Origin of the sequence: Methylobacterium sp. NEAU K (assembly GCF_030700285.1) — a bacterium.
Lineage (GTDB): Bacteria > Pseudomonadota > Alphaproteobacteria > Rhizobiales > Beijerinckiaceae > Methylobacterium.
The window spans coordinates 1-14254 of the sequence record NZ_JAUYZJ010000002.1 but is presented as its reverse complement, the minus strand read 5'-3'; the positions used below and the strand labels follow the sequence as shown (position 1 = coordinate 14254).

The following is a 14254-nucleotide window of genomic DNA, read 5'->3' as shown; positions in this document are numbered from 1 at the left end:
CTGCCCGACGCGTCAGCGCGCGCCGATCTTCGGGTCGAGCGAGCCGCTGGCATAGCGCTTGGCCATCTCGGAGACCGAGATCGGCCGGATCTTCGATCCCTGGCCGGCGGTACCGAACTCCTCGAAGCGCTGCTTGCACAGCTTGGTCATCGCCTCCATCGCCGGCTTCAGGTACTTGCGCGGATCGAATTCGGACGGGTTCTCGGTCAGCACCTTCCGGATCTGGCCGGTCATCGCCATGCGGTTGTCGGTGTCGATGTTGATCTTGCGCACGCCGTGCTTGATTCCGCGCTGGATCTCCTCCACCGGGACGCCCCAGGTCGGCTTCATCTGGCCGCCGTGCTGGTTGATGATGTCCTGAAGCTCCTGCGGCACCGAAGACGAGCCGTGCATCACCAAGTGGGTCGTCGGCAGGCGGCGGTGGATCTCCTCGATCACGCTCATCGCCAGCACCTCGCCGTCGGGCTTGCGGGTGAACTTGTAGGCGCCGTGGCTCGTGCCCATGGCCACAGCGAGGGCGTCGACCTTGGTCGCCTCGACGAACTTCACCGCCTCGTCCGGGTCGGTCAGGAGCTGGTCGTGGCTCAGGGTGCCCTCGGCACCGTGGCCGTCCTCGGCCTCGCCCTGGCCGCTCTCCAGCGAGCCGAGCACGCCGAGTTCGCCCTCCACCGAAACGCCGGCCCAATGGGCCATCTTCGTGACGTTGCGGGTGATCTCGACGTTGTAATTGTAATCCGCCGGCGTCTTGCCGTCGGCCTTCAGCGAGCCGTCCATCATCACCGAGGTGAAGCCGTACTGGATCGCCGTAGCGCAGGTGGCCTCGTTGTTCCCGTGGTCGAGATGCATGCAGACCGGGATGTGCGGGTAGATCTCGACCAGGCCGTCGATCAGCTTGGCCAGCACCACGTCGTTGGCGTAGGCGCGGGCGCCACGGCTCGCCTGCAGGATCACCGGCGAGTCGGTGGCGTCCGCCGCCGCCATGATCGCCAGGCCCTGCTCCATGTTGTTCAGGTTGAACGCGGGCACACCGTACGCGTGCTCGGCCGCGTGATCGAGAAGCTGTCTCAGGGTGATCCGTGCCATGATATCCTGTCTTCCCGCTTGCCGTCTGGTGGTCTGCCCGCTCGCCCCCGGCGACGGAAACCTAGAATGCCCTGCTCTCAAGAGCAGGGACGCGTTCCTCGAATGCTTCGATCCGGGCGTCGAAATCCCCGGCCGTGGCGCGCATCATCGCGAGCATGCCGGAAATCGAGCCTGTCGAAGCGCCCGAGCGTCTCCGCTCGCAGATGCGCGCCTCAATGCCTTTCAGGATCTCGATCGTCGCGTTCTCCACGGTGTCGCTCATCGCGTCGCCCGCCGGCCGGTTGAAGCCGGGACTATAGATAGGGGCGTGGTGGCGCGCGAGGAGCACAGCTCCGGTCCTCCCACGCGATTTTCAAGGCCTGTCCTGCGGGCCTTTCCGATCCGCAACGCCATCCTGAGAAGCCTGCGCGTCGCGCAAGCCGCCAACGAGCCCTCCCGAAGGCTCGGCGATTCCTGGAACTCTCCCGCGAAGCTGCTGCGCAGCACCTCGGAATGAGGGGAGAGATTGGGATATCCGCCGGTCTCGAACGTCATGCGACTGATATCACGGGATCAAGCAGGCTCTCAGCCCTTCGCCCGCAGCGCTTCGACGCCCGGCAGGGCCTTGCCCTCGAGCCATTCGAGGAAGGCACCGCCCGCCGTCGAGACGTATGTGAAGTCGGAGGCGACGCCCGCGTGGTTTAGGGCGGCCACGGTGTCGCCGCCGCCCGCGACGGAGACGAGCCGGCCGTCCCTCGTGCGGCCGGCCGCGTGCCGGGCGGCCGCCACCGTAGCGGCGTCGAACGGAGCGAGTTCGAAAGCGCCCAGCGGTCCATTCCAGACCAGGGTCTTGGCGTCGTCGATGGCGGCGTTGATCTCGGCGACCGATCGCGGGCCAGCATCGAGGATCATGCTGCTCTCCGGCACCGCGTCCACCGGTACGGTCTCGTGCGGTGCCTGAGCCTTGAATTCGGCGGCCGCCACCGCGTCCACCGGCAGGATGATCCGGCAGCCGGCCTTCTCGGCAGCCGCCAGTATGCGGGTGGCGGTCCCGGCCAGATCCTTCTCGCACAGGGACTTGCCGACCGCCTTGCCCTGCGCGTGCAGGAAGGTGTTGGCCATGCCGCCACCGATCACAAGCATGTCGACCTTGGCGACGAGGTTTTCCAGGAGATCGATCTTGGACGACACCTTGGCACCGCCGACCAGGGCGATGACGGGGCGCTGCGGGGCTTCCAGGCCTTTGGTCAGGGCGTCGAGCTCGGCCTGCATCTCGCGGCCGGCGAAGGCCGGCAAACGATGCGCAAGCCCCTCCGTCGAGGCATGAGCGCGGTGGGCCGCCGAGAACGCCTCGTTGACGTAGACATCGCCGTTGGCAGCAAGAGCATCCGCGAAGGACGCGTCGTTCTTCTCCTCGCCGGCATGGAAGCGGGTATTCTCCAGAAGCAGGACGTCCCCGTCCCGCATCGCCGCCACCGCTTTCGCGGCGTCCTCGCCGACGCAATCCGCCGCGAACGCGACCGTGCGGCCAAGGGCGGCACCGAGGGCGGGCACAACCGGCTCCAGGGAATCCTTTGGCTCGCGCTTGCCCTTCGGGCGCCCGAAATGGGCCAGCAGGATCACCCTTGCGCCCTTGTCGGCCACCTCGCGGATGGTCGGGACGACGCGCTCGATGCGGGTCGCGTCGGTCACGCGGCCGCCCTCCATCGGCACGTTGAGGTCGACGCGCATCAGAACGCGCTTGCCCGTGAGCGGGCCGGCGTCGTCGAGGGTGCGGAAGGCGCTCATGCGGTCCTGTACGGGGCGTCTGGGATTACTGGACGGTCGTGCCGGTGGCGGCGGGCCGCTGCGGCAGGAGCCGGTCGAGATTGAACCGCTGCACCGCGACCATCAGTACGACGGTCAGGATCGCGGTGATCACCGCGGTCAGGACCAGCGCGCCGGTGCCGGGCAGGCGCCGCGTGCGATCAGCGAGCCCGCGCATCTCCGTGCGCAGGGCGGCGAGGTCGGATTGCCGCGCGGATTCGTTCATCCGGTTGGCGGCATTCTCGACCTTGTCCTCGACCCGCGACAGCAGAGCCTCGGACCGGGCGTACTTGTCTTCGATGCGGGAGCACTTGTCCTCGATCCGCGCCAGCTGGTCGAATAGCTGATTGGCCGGGAGCGCGTGCGACTGAGCCGGCGCTGCCGGGGTGGCGACCGTGGCGGGCGGCGGCGCAGCCGGTTTCGGTGGGGCTGGCGGTACGAAGCCTTGCCCGCTCGACGTGCCTTGCGAAGCGTCGGTCATCCCTGAAGAATCCCTGTTGCGAGGTGAGGCCGTCCGATCACGATCGCGCCCGCCGTCCGTCCCCGGGGCGGCGGGCGTTCAGGCTCAGATGAGCTTGGCCATCGCCACGGCCGTGTCGGCCATGCGGTTCGAGAAACCCCACTCGTTGTCGTACCAGGACAGGATGCGCACGAAGGTGCCGTCCATGACCTTGGTCTGGTCGAGATGGAACGTCGACGAATGCGGGTCGTGGTTGAAGTCGATCGAGACGTTCGGCCGGTCGGTGACGCCGAGCACGCCCTTCAGTGGGCCCGCAGCGGCGGCCTTGATCGCGTCGTTGATCTCTTGGACCGAGGTGGCGCGCTTGGCCGTGAACACCAGGTCCACCGCCGAGACGTTCGGGGTCGGCACGCGGATCGCGGTGCCGTCGAGCTTGCCCTTCAGCTCCGGCAGGACGAGGCCCACCGCCTTGGCGGCGCCCGTGGAGGTCGGGATCATCGAGAGCGCGGCGGCGCGGCCCCGGTAGAGATCCTTGTGCATCTGGTCCAGGGACGGCTGGTCGTTGGTGTAGGAGTGGATCGTGGTCATGAAGCCGCGCTCGATGCCCACGGCCTCGTCCAGCACCTTGGCGACCGGCGCCAGGCAGTTCGTGGTGCAGGAGGCGTTCGACACGACGAGGTGCTCGGCCAGGAGCTTGTCGTGGTTGACGCCGTAGACCACGGTCAGGTCGGCGCCGTCGGCTGGGGCCGAGACCAGGACGCGCTTGGCGCCGGCGTCGAGATGGGCCTTGGCCTTGTCCTTCGAAGTGAAGATGCCGGTGCATTCCAGCGCGATGTCGACGCCGAGGTCCCGGTGCGGCAGCTCGGCCGGGTTGCGCACGGCCGTGACCTTGATGCGCTTGCCGTTCACCACCAGGAACTCGCCGTCCACCGCGACCTCGCCGGGGAAGCGCCCGTGCACGGAGTCGAAGCGGAGCAGGTGGGCGTTGGTCTCCACCGGGCCGAGATCGTTGATCGCCACGACTTCGATATCGCTGCGGCCGGCTTCCGCGATCGCCCGCAGGACGTTGCGGCCGATGCGTCCGAACCCGTTGATGGCAACCTTCGTCACGGCGTGACTCCTTCCTGATGCGGCGCACCGCGCGCCGGGCCCTTGGGCGCGGTCCTCGGAGCGAACTCGGCGGCCCGCAGCCAGGCCGACCGGGCCGGGCGGATCTGGGCGGGCGGATTTGAACCTGCGATGAACCGGGCCGGGAGAGGCCGGGCTTCCCAGCCCGTACACGTCGGATGCGACGGTGGCGGCTGAGGCCTCGGGACTGTCACGGACCGGCCATCCGGCATGTCTCGCGCGGTCTCTGTCGAGAGCGCGCGGCTGTCTAACATGGCGCCTCGACCTGTCAAACGCGTGCCCGTGACAAACACCCCCGTCTCCCACAATCAATAAACTGGGTTGGGCAATCGGGATTGTTCGCCTGCACCGTCAGCGATGCAGACAACATTTCGGGCTGGAATTCCGGGTGCATCCGGCCGAAAGCTTCGATCCGAGGCGAGCGGAAACTCCATGGCCGACGACACGACCGATACGAGCTCCATCGACCAAGCGCTCTCGCGGCTCGACGCCGCGCTGACGCGCCTGGACGCCGCGGTCGCCCGGCGCCTGGATGCGGATGCGCAGCCCGACGACCGGGATGCCGAGCTCGCCCTCATGGATGAGGACCGCGCCCGGCTCGCCGCCGCCCTCGACGCGGCGAGCGCGCGCCTGGCCGACGTCGAGGCCACGACCGGCGCGGTCGGGCACCGGCTCGACCGCGCGATCGAGACCGTCCAGACTGTGCTCGGACACTCCTGAGATGGCGCCCTCGCCGATACGGACCGCCCCATGAGCCGCCCAGGCCCCTGATCCCATGCCCATCATCAACGTGACGATCGACGGCCGGAGCTACCGCATGTCCTGCGGCGCGGGCGAGGAGGCCCACCTCGCCAGCCTCGCCGAGACGTTCGGGACGCGCATCGGCGAGATGCGCAAGGGCTTCGGCGAGATCGGCGACATGCGCCTGCAGGTGATGGCCGCGCTGACCATCGCCGACGAACTCTTAGAGGTTCGCGGCCGGCTCGCCGCCCTGGAGGCTGAGACGGCGCAGCTGCGCGCCGCCACCGAGGCCGCCGAACGCGCCCGGTCCGACGATGCCGCCCGGGCGGCGGCCGGGATCGGGCACGCGGCCGAGCGGATCGGGAAGCTCGCGGACGCGTTGAGCGCGCCTGCGCGGCGTCCCGGCGAGGGGCGCGAGAGCTAGCCGGTCTCGGAGATGTAGCGCCCGAGCGCGGCCGCGGCCCGCAGCATGTGCGCGCGCATGCGGCGGGCGGCCAGCTCGCCGTCCCCCTCGGCGATGGCGGTCAGGATCTCGCCGTGCTCCTCGCGCGAGCGGCGGATACGGTCGGCGTGGCGCAGCTGGGTCCGGCGGAAGGCGGCGAGCCGCTCGCGGATCGCCAGCGCCTGCTCGGCCATGAAGCCGTTATGGGTCGCCGCGTAGAGCGCCTCGTGGAAGGCGCGGTTGAACCGGTCGTAGGCGTCCACGTCGCCGGCCTCCACCGCCGCGGCGGAGTCCTCATGCAGCTCCATCAGGAGGCCGCGCTCGAGCGGCGTCATCCGGTAGGTCGCGAGCCGGGCGCACATGGCCTCGATCTCGGCGGTGGTCTCGAACATGTCGGCGATCCGCTGCGGCGTGAGCCGCGCGACCACCACGCCCCGGCGTGGGCGCATCTCGACGAGGCCCGAGGCCGAGAGCTGGCGCAGCGCCTCCCGGACGGGGGTCCGCGAGGCGCCGTAGCGCTGCGCGAGGTTCTGCTCGTCCAGCGCCGTGCCGGCCGGGATCACACCCGAGGTGATCGCGTCGGTAAGCGCGTCGCGGATCCGGTCCGAGAGCAGCCCGCTGTCGATCTTTTGAAAGTCGCCGTGCATCCGCAGTTCCTGCGCCTCGCGCGGCCGGACTCTCAGCCGACCAGGGCCCGCACCGTCAGGAAAAAGATCGAGGGACCGACGAGGCAGCCGATCCCGGTGTGGAAGGTGGCGGTGAGCGCTCCGTAGGGAACGAGCTTGGGGTCCGTGGCCGCGAGTCCGCCCGCGACGCCGCTCACCGTCCCCATCAGCCCACCGTAGGCCATGGCCGAGCGTGGGTTGTCCAGGCCGATCAGCTTTGCCACCAAGGGTGTGCCGACCATGACCATGACGGCCTTGGTTACCCCAGTGGCGATGGAGAGCGCCATGACGGTGGAATCCGCGCCGATCGCCGCCCCCGTCACCGGGCCGACGATATAGGTGATCGCGCCCGCGCCGATGGTCGTGATCGAGACCGCGTCATGGTAGCCGAAGGCCACGGCGGTCAGCGTCCCGACGATGAACGGCAGGATCGTGCCGAGGGCGAGCGCCAGCACGCCGAGCAGGCCGGCCCGCTTGGCCTCGATCACGTCGACCTCGAAGGCGGTGGCGACGATGGCGAAGTCGCGCAGCATCGCCCCGCCCATCAGGCCGATGCCGGCCAGCGCCGGGATGTCGGCGAGCCCCTTCTTGCCGCCCGTGTGGAGGCCGCCGAGATAGGCCAGCACCAGTCCGAGCACGATCGCGATGGCCGAGCCGTGAACGCGGCCGTTGGTGAAACGTTTGGCCGCGAGGTTCGAGACGAGGATCAGCGCGCCGACGACCGCGAAGGCCGCGACGAGGCTCTGCTCGATGAAGACATGTTCGATGCCGTGCCAGATCTCATGTCCCATGATGCTCACCCCTGTCGCGCGGCCGGAACCACGGGCTGCGTGCCGGCAACCGGTTCCGCTTCGCCGCCGATGACCGATCCTCCGTGCTCGACCTCGGGGCTGCCCGGATCGCGGCGTCCGAAGCGGCTCAGCAGCGCCACGGCGCCGAAGCACAGGACCAGCGAGCCGGTGGCGGCGATGATCACGATCGGGCCGCCGCTCACCGCGGCGACAACGTTCTGCTGGGCCGCCATGGCGACCACGATCGGGATGTACATGCCGGCCCAGAACTCCACGCCGAACTGGACGCCCTTGGTCAGGCGGCCGCGCCGGGAGAGCCAGAGGCGGGCGGCAATCAGCAGGATCATGGCGATGCCGACACCGCCGACATTCGCCTTCACGCCAAGGGCGATGCCGAGGAGATCGCCGAGATACACGCCGATCAGCGTGCAGGTGGCGAGGAGGGCGACACCCAGGACGATCATCGGCGTTTCCCTCTCGCGGCACTCGCCAGGGCACGGTGCGGCGCCTTCAATGACGCGCTCGGCATGGGGCGTCTCCCGACCCGAATCGACTCGTTGTTTGTTGCCTCTAGTATGCAGGATATTGACAGACCGGCAATCCCGTATACGAAACCGTGAATGATACGTGTTTGAAAATACGGGTGGCGGGCCTTATCCTGGGCATCGCATACATCAGGGAGCCCGCGGATGACCGAGTGGCGCGGCGAGAGGAATGATCGCGATGCACGCGTCCAGGCGGGTCGCGTCCATGCCGACGGCAAGGTGGTCCCGGCCGGTTCCGTGGTCGATCTGCTGGAGGCGATCCTCCGCCCGGGCGACCGGGTCTGCCTGGAGGGCGATAACCAGAAGCAGGCGGATTGCCTGGCCCGCGGCCTCGCCGCCTGCGATCCGGCCAAGATCCACGATCTGCACATGGTCCAGTCGGGGATCGTCCTGCCGGAGCACCTCGACGTGTTCGAGACCGGCATCGCCAAGCGGCTGGACTATTCCTACTCCGGCCCGCAGGGCGCCCGCATCGCCAGGATGCTCTACGGCGGCCAGATACAGCTCGGTGCGGTGCACACCTACCTGGAGCTGTTCGCCCGCTACTTCGTCGACCTGACACCGAACGTGGCGCTGATCGCCGGCGTCTCGGCCGACCGCGACGGCAACCTCTATACCGGCCCCAACACCGAGGACACGCCGACCGTCGTCGAGGCCACGGCCTTCAAGAACGGCGTGGTGATCGCGCAGGTGAACCAGATCGTCGAGAAGGTCCCGCGGGTCGACATCCCCGGCGACCGGATCGACTTCGTGGTCGAGGCCGACACGCCGTTCTACGTCGAGCCGCTGTTCACCCGCGACCCGGCGGCGATGACCGAGACCCAGATCCTGATCGCCATGATGGCAATCAAGGGGATCTACGCGGAATACGGCATCCGCCGGCTCAACCACGGGATCGGCTTCGGGACGGCGGCGATCGAACTGCTGCTGCCGACCTACGGCGAGAAGCTCGGCCTCAAGGGCAAGATCGCCACCCACTGGGCGCTCAACCCGCACCCGACCCTGATCCCGGCGATCGAGTCCGGCTGGGTCAAGCAGATCCATTGCTTCGGCTCGGAAGTCGGCATGGACCGCTACATCCGCGAGCGCCCCGACATCTTCTTCACAGGGGCGGACGGCAGCCTGCGCTCAAACCGGGCCTTCTGCCAGACGGCGGGCCTCTACGCCTGCGACATGTTCATCGGGGCGACGCTCCAGATCGACCTGATGGGCCATTCCTCGACAATCACGCAGTCGCGGGTGGCGGGTTTCGGCGGCGCGCCCAACATGGGCTCGGACCCGCACGGCCGGCGCCACCCGTCCGATGCCTGGATGAAGGCCGGTCGCGAAGGGCAGATCGTCGGCGATCCCGCGCTGATGCGCGGGCGCAAGCTGGTGGTGCAACTGGTCGAGACGTTTGGCGAGAAGCTGGTCCCGACCTTCGTGGAGAAGCTCGACGCCCTCGAACTCGCGAGAAAGATCGGTCTCGAGCTGGCGCCGGTCATGATCTACGCGGACGACGTCACGCACATCGTGACCGAGGAGGGCATCGCCAACCTGCTGCTGTGCCGCGATGCCGACGATCGCGAGCAGGCGATCCGGGGGGTCGCAGGCTATACCGAGGTCGGCCGCGGCCGCGACCGCGCCAAGGTCGAGGAGCTGCGCGCCCGCGGGATCATACGCCGGCCGGAGGATCTCGGCATCGAGCCGCTGGACGCCGACCGGGCCCTGCTGGCTGCCAAGTCGATCAAGGACCTCGTGCACTGGTCCGGGGGGCTCTACGAGCCGCCGGCGAAGTTCCGGAACTGGTAGGGTCGATCGCGCTGAAGCTGCGCCGCCCACTCGCGCCCTCATCCTGAGGTGTTCTGTTTGGATGACGGGACGTCCGTCGAGGAACCGACCATGGAAACCCTGACCTTCCGCCACACCACGAAAAAGCCGCTGCCGGGCTCGGTGCCGAACGCGATCACCGGCGTGGTGGCCTCCGGCAACCTGGAGATCCTGCTGGAGCGGGTACTGCCGCCGGATGCCTGCGAGGTGGCGATCGAGACGCCGATCGCCGGCTACGGCGTCGTCTGGGAGGCCGTGGTGGCAGATTTCGTCGCCCGAGCCCAGCCCGGTGGCCTCCGGATCAGCATCAATGACGGCGGCGCCCGCCCCGACACGGTCTCACTGCGCCTGCTCCAGGGCGCCCGGCTGATGGAGGCCTGACCATGGCTGGCAACCGCGCCGCGAGTGCCGATCCCGATGCGCTGAGCTGGTACGAGGCCACCGCCCGCCAGCGCGTTGTGGCGCTCGCCGATCCGGGCAGCGTCAGGGAATTCCTGCCCCCGACCGAGCGGCGGATGAGTCCGCACCTGCCGCTGTTCGACCTGCCGCGCGCCTTCGACGACGGCATCGTGGTCGGACGGGCGACCCTCGACGGCAAGCCTGTGCTGATCGCCGCGCAGGAAGGCCGCTTCATGGGCGGGGCCTTCGGCGAGATCCACGGCGCCAAGCTGGTGGGCCTGCTGCGCGCCGCGATCGAACTGAAGCCGGCCGCGGTGCTGATCCTGTTCGACACCGGCGGCGTCCGGCTTCAGGAGGCCAATGCCGGTGAGACCGCAATCGCCGAGACCATGCGGGCGATCGTGGACGCCCGGGCGGCCGGCATCCCAGTGATCGGGCTGATCGGCGGCCGGGCTGGCTGCTACGGCGGCGGCGGCCTGATCGCCGGAACCTGCTCGCGGCTGGCCGTCTCCGAGGGCGGCCGGATCTCGGTCTCGGGGCCCGAGGTGATCGAGACCAACAAGGGCGCGGAGGAGTTCGATTCCCGCGACCGGGCGCTGGTCTGGCGCACCATGGGCGGCAAGCACCGCCGGCTGATCGGCGGGGCCGATGCCTTCTGCGCCGACACGGTCGCGGCCTTCCGGCGGGCGGCGCTCGACCTAATCGGCCGGGCGCCGGCCTTCGACCTCGATACGCTGGAGGCCGAGCAGGCGCGGCTCGAATCCCGGATCGAACGCTTCGGTGATTGCCGTGACGCAACGGATGTCTGGGCGCGGCTCGGCGTCAACGATCCGGACTCGGTGCCGGCGATGGACACGCGCGCCTTCGACGAGACCGTCGCCCGGGTCAGGGAGGCCAACCATGACGCTCGCTGAGATCCTGGCCGGGCTGTTTCCGCAGGGCCATTCCGTCCAGGTGCGCGACGGGCTCGTGACCGGGGGCGGCCCGTTCGCGGGCAGCAAGCTCCACGTCGTCGGGATCGACGGCGACACGCCGCTCGGCGTGGAGGGGGCGCTCATCCTGTCGCGCGTGGTTCTCGACGTGGTGCGGGCGGGCGACCGCGCGCCGATCCTGGTAGCGGTCGATTCCGACAGCCAGCGCATGAGCCGGCGCGACGAACTGCTCGGGCTCAACGAATGCCTTGCGCATCTCGCCAAGGCGCTTCTGCTGGCCGACCGGTCCGGACACCCGACAATCGGTCTGATCTACGGACATTCGGCCGCCGGGGCCTTCATCGCAACGGCCCTGGCGACGCGGGTTCTGGCCGCGCTGCCGGGCGCCAACCCGAGCGTGATGGACCTGCCATCCGTCGCCCGCGTCACCAAGCTGCCCCTCGACAAGCTCCAGGAAATGGCGAAATCGACCCCGGTCTTCGCGCCCGGGATCGACAACATGGTGGCGACCGGCGCGGTCCATGTGGTGCTCGATCCGGGCAAGGCCCTCGACGGCCAGATTCGCGATCTCATCACCGGGTTGCAAGCCGGCGACGACCGTGACCGGCTCGGCGAGACGCGCGGGGGCCGGCCGGTGGCGCGCGGCATCGCGGGCGCTGTGATCGACCAGGCGCGCCTTGTCTGAGACCGACTTTGCCTGAGACCGACTTGCCTGAGCCCGTCTCGCCCGAGGCCTTCGCCCGCCACGACCTCGTGCGCGCCGATCCGGGGGCTTGGGCGGACTGGCTCCGGACCCGGGTCGATCTCGCCGGCATCCCTCATCTGGCTGGGTGGACCGCGGCGGGCCGCCCCCTGATCGTCCGCCGCCGGGTACCGGGCGAGATGGCCGGCTCCGTGCCGCTCGGCCTGCCGCTGCCGCCGGCCGATGGCAAGCGCCGGATCGGCCTCGCCCTGCCGGCCGCCGAACTGGCGCCCCTGGCCGCGCCGAGCTTGGCCGAGACCGCGGAGCACGCGCCCGCCGCCTGGCACGGGACGATCGCCGCCCTGGTGGCGCTCGGCGAACGTCATGGCCTCGTACCCCGCCCGTTCGGAGGCTTGCTCTGGCAGGCCGTGACGGGCCTCCCCTATCTCACGACCACCTCGGACCTCGACCTGCTCTGGCCGTGCCCGGCGCCGGTGCCGAGCGGCCTGCTCGACGGGCTCGCCACCATCGCCGATTCGGCCCCGATGCGCATCGACGGCGAGATCCTGCTGCCGGACGGCGCCGGCCTGCACTGGCGGGAGCTGCGCGACGCGCCGGAGGACGGGACGGTGCTGGCCAAGGGGCTGGACGGTCTCGCGATGCGGCCCGTCGCCCCGCTGCGCGCCGGGATCGCCGCATGACCCTCGCGATCCTCCTGTCGGGCCAGGGTGGCCAGCATCCCGGGATGTTCGACCTCACGGCCGACCATCCCGACGCACAGGACATCTTCGCCGCCGCCGAGCCGCTGCTGGGCGGCACCGATCCCCGCGACCTCGCCCGCCGGGGCGGGGATGCGCTGCACGCGAACCGTGCCGGGCAGATACTGTGCTGCGTCGCAGCGCTCGCCGCCTGGCGGGCGCTCGGCGCCGCGCGGCCGGGACGCGCCATCGTGGCGGGCTACAGCATAGGCGACCTCGGAGCCTGGGGTGTCGCCGGACGGCTGGCCGACGCGGACGTGCTCGCCCTGGCGGCCCGGCGCGCCGAGGCCATGGATTCCGCCTCGGGCGAAGGTTTCGGGCTCGCCGGGATCCGGGGCCTCGGTGTCGACGCACTTCAGGTCCTGGCCGCACGGCACGGCTGCCATCTCGCGATCCGCAACGCCGCCGACAGCGGCGTGGTTGGCGGCCGGCGCGCGGTGCTCGAATCCCTCTGCAGGGACGCGACCGCGGCGGGCGCACAGCGCGCGGTGGTGCTGCCGGTCCACACCCCTTCGCATACGCCGCTGCTCGCGGCGGCGACCGCGGCGTTCCGGACGGCCCTCGGCACCGTCACCCTGCGCCGCCCGCCGACCGGCGCCCCGCGCCTCGTCAGCGGCCTCGACGGCGCGACGGTGTTCCGGCCCGCGGACGGCCTGGACAAACTCGCCCTCCAGATCTCGCACATGATCGACTGGGCGGCCTGCCTGGAAGCCTGCCGGGAATTCGGGGCTGACCGGGTGCTCGAGCTCGGCCCCGGGCATGCTTTGGCGACGATGGCGCGTACGGCGCTGCCGGACGCGCGGATCCATGCGCTGGAGGAGTTTCGGTCGATCGCAGGCGTCGCCGCGTGGCTCGCTCAATCGTAATGCGTATCGGCCACGGCGTGACGCACGCATCACAGCCATATCCGGCGAATTCGGCGGACAGCCCGGTATTTTCTTCGAAGAAACCGGCCTCCCTGCAGTCGGGACCGGGCGCGGCGACGCGGAATATTCGCGTCGTGGCCTTGCCTTGACGCGGATGCCGGGTCGGTCGTAGCAGCCGGGCATCATCGAGACGGGACGGGTTCATGACGGCCAAGCGCGCACTGATCACGGGGGTGACGGGCCAGGACGGCGCGTACCTGGCACAGTTCCTGCTGCAGAAGGGCTACACGGTCACCGGGATCGTGCGCCGCTCGAGCCATGCCGGCGTGTTCGACCATCGGTTGAAGTGGCTCGACATCCTGGACGACGTCGAGCTGGTCGACGGCAACCTGCTCGATCAATCGGCGCTGCTGCGCATCGTCCAGGCCGCAAAGCCCGACGAGATCTACAACCTCGCCGCCCAGTCCTTCGTGACCTCGTCCTGGCAGCAGCCGCTGCTCACCGGGCAGGTGACGGGGCTCGGCGCCGTGCACATGCTGGAGTGCCTGCGCTCGGTGGCGCCGCACGCGCGCTACTACCAGGCCTCGACCTCGGAGATGTTCGGGCTGATCCAGGAGGAGCGCCAGAGCGAGACGACGCCGTTCTACCCGCGCTCGCCCTACGGCGTGGCCAAGCTTTACGCCCACTGGATGACTATCAACTACCGCGAGAGCTTCGGGCTGCACGCCTCGAACGGCATCCTGTTCAACCACGAGAGCCCGCTGCGCGGGGTCGAGTTCGTGACCCGCAAGGTCACGGACGCGGTGGCCCGGATCAAGCTCGGCAAGCAGAAGGAGCTGCGGCTGGGCAACATCGACGCCAAGCGCGACTGGGGCCATGCCCGGGACTACGTCCAGGCGATGTGGCTGATGCTGCAGCAGGACAAGCCGGACGACTTCGTGATCGCCACCGGGCGGACTACGACGGTGCGGGACATGTGCGCGATCGCGTTCAAGCATGTCGGGCTGAACATCGACGACCACCTGATCGTCGACCCGGCCCTGTTCCGGCCGGCGGAGGTGGAGGTGCTGCTCGGCAACCCGGCCAAGGCCAAGGCGACCTTCGGCTGGGAGGCGCAGACGAGCCTGGAGGCGATGATCCAGGAGATGGTCGACGCCGACATCAAGCG

The 14254-nt window shown here is 69.7% G+C and carries 17 protein-coding genes; 9 read left to right on the top strand and 8 right to left on the bottom strand.

The genetic code is table 11. The features are described 5' to 3' along the window. Positions 1 to 12: 12 nt before the first annotated feature. The 5 genes from fba to gap all read right to left on the bottom strand — a co-directional run bounded on the left by fba (position 13) and on the right by gap (position 4438). The gene (fba, locus tag Q8W67_RS01680) at positions 13 to 1083 is read right to left on the bottom strand and encodes a class II fructose-bisphosphate aldolase (protein ID WP_305539742.1); all 1071 of its coding nucleotides are present in this window, start codon (positions 1081 to 1083) and stop codon (positions 13 to 15) included. Between the two features lie 61 nt (positions 1084 to 1144). Continuing rightward, a complete protein-coding gene (locus Q8W67_RS01675; RefSeq protein WP_305539739.1) occupies positions 1145 to 1411 on the bottom strand; it encodes a hypothetical protein in 267 nt (88 codons plus the stop codon). A 236-nt stretch (positions 1412 to 1647) separates the two neighbouring features. After that, the gene (gene pgk / locus Q8W67_RS01670; protein WP_305539736.1) at positions 1648 to 2850 is read right to left on the bottom strand and encodes a phosphoglycerate kinase; all 1203 of its coding nucleotides are present in this window, start codon (positions 2848 to 2850) and stop codon (positions 1648 to 1650) included. Positions 2851 to 2875: 25 nt separating this feature from the next. Beyond that, positions 2876 to 3349: a hypothetical protein gene (locus tag Q8W67_RS01665; protein ID WP_305539733.1), complete on the bottom strand. Its 474-nt coding sequence runs from the start codon at positions 3347 to 3349 to the stop codon at positions 2876 to 2878. 84 nt (positions 3350 to 3433) lie between these two features. Further along, positions 3434 to 4438, bottom strand: coding sequence for a type I glyceraldehyde-3-phosphate dehydrogenase (gene gap / locus Q8W67_RS01660; RefSeq protein ID WP_305539730.1), 1005 nt, complete (start codon positions 4436 to 4438; stop codon positions 3434 to 3436). A 450-nt stretch (positions 4439 to 4888) separates the two neighbouring features. Here gap and Q8W67_RS01655 point away from each other — a divergent pair, with 450 nt between their 5' ends. Further along, positions 4889 to 5176 carry a DUF4164 family protein gene (locus tag Q8W67_RS01655; RefSeq protein WP_305539727.1) on the top strand — a complete coding sequence of 96 codons (288 nt, stop codon included), beginning with the start codon at positions 4889 to 4891 and terminating at the stop codon, positions 5174 to 5176. A 55-nt stretch (positions 5177 to 5231) separates the two neighbouring features. Continuing rightward, positions 5232 to 5621, top strand: coding sequence for a cell division protein ZapA (locus tag Q8W67_RS01650; protein ID WP_305539725.1), 390 nt, complete (start codon positions 5232 to 5234; stop codon positions 5619 to 5621). Here the strand turns inward: Q8W67_RS01650 and Q8W67_RS01645 are convergent. Genes Q8W67_RS01645 through madL form a run of 3 tightly spaced genes read right to left on the bottom strand, consistent with a single transcriptional unit; the run spans position 5618 to position 7559 of the window. Continuing rightward, positions 5618 to 6286: a GntR family transcriptional regulator gene (locus tag Q8W67_RS01645; RefSeq protein WP_305539722.1), complete on the bottom strand. Its 669-nt coding sequence runs from the start codon at positions 6284 to 6286 to the stop codon at positions 5618 to 5620. The genes Q8W67_RS01650 and Q8W67_RS01645 overlap by 4 nt on opposite strands. A gap of 32 nt (positions 6287 to 6318) precedes the next feature. Beyond that, complete coding sequence (gene madM, locus Q8W67_RS01640) at positions 6319 to 7083, bottom strand: malonate transporter subunit MadM (protein WP_305540572.1); 765 nt, start codon at positions 7081 to 7083, stop codon at positions 6319 to 6321. 17 nt (positions 7084 to 7100) lie between these two features. Next, on the bottom strand, positions 7101 to 7559 hold the full coding sequence (gene madL / locus Q8W67_RS01635; RefSeq protein WP_305539719.1) for a malonate transporter subunit MadL: 459 nt from the start codon (positions 7557 to 7559) through the stop codon (positions 7101 to 7103). Positions 7560 to 7784: 225 nt separating this feature from the next. Between madL and mdcA the strand changes: the two genes are divergently transcribed. The 7 genes from mdcA to gmd form a co-directional block, all read left to right on the top strand. Continuing rightward, positions 7785 to 9431, top strand: a complete 1647-nt coding sequence (gene mdcA / locus Q8W67_RS01630; protein ID WP_305539716.1) for a malonate decarboxylase subunit alpha — start codon at positions 7785 to 7787, stop codon at positions 9429 to 9431. 90 nt (positions 9432 to 9521) lie between these two features. Then, a complete protein-coding gene (gene mdcC / locus Q8W67_RS01625; protein ID WP_305539713.1) occupies positions 9522 to 9830 on the top strand; it encodes a malonate decarboxylase acyl carrier protein in 309 nt (102 codons plus the stop codon). Positions 9831 to 9832: 2 nt separating this feature from the next. Next, positions 9833 to 10762 carry a biotin-independent malonate decarboxylase subunit beta gene (locus tag Q8W67_RS01620; protein ID WP_305539710.1) on the top strand — a complete coding sequence of 310 codons (930 nt, stop codon included), beginning with the start codon at positions 9833 to 9835 and terminating at the stop codon, positions 10760 to 10762. Further along, a complete protein-coding gene (gene mdcE / locus Q8W67_RS01615; protein ID WP_305539708.1) occupies positions 10749 to 11465 on the top strand; it encodes a biotin-independent malonate decarboxylase subunit gamma in 717 nt (238 codons plus the stop codon). Before Q8W67_RS01620 ends, mdcE begins: the two co-directional genes overlap by 14 nt. Before the next feature lie 23 nt (positions 11466 to 11488). Further along, positions 11489 to 12163, top strand: coding sequence for a malonate decarboxylase holo-[acyl-carrier-protein] synthase (gene mdcG / locus Q8W67_RS01610; protein ID WP_305539705.1), 675 nt, complete (start codon positions 11489 to 11491; stop codon positions 12161 to 12163). Then, positions 12160 to 13086 carry an acyltransferase domain-containing protein gene (locus Q8W67_RS01605; protein ID WP_305539702.1) on the top strand — a complete coding sequence of 309 codons (927 nt, stop codon included), beginning with the start codon at positions 12160 to 12162 and terminating at the stop codon, positions 13084 to 13086. Before mdcG ends, Q8W67_RS01605 begins: the two co-directional genes overlap by 4 nt. Positions 13087 to 13289: 203 nt before the next feature. Then, positions 13290 to 14254 (top strand): GDP-mannose 4,6-dehydratase (gmd, locus tag Q8W67_RS01600; protein ID WP_305539699.1); only part of this gene is annotated, 965 nt, incomplete at its 3' end.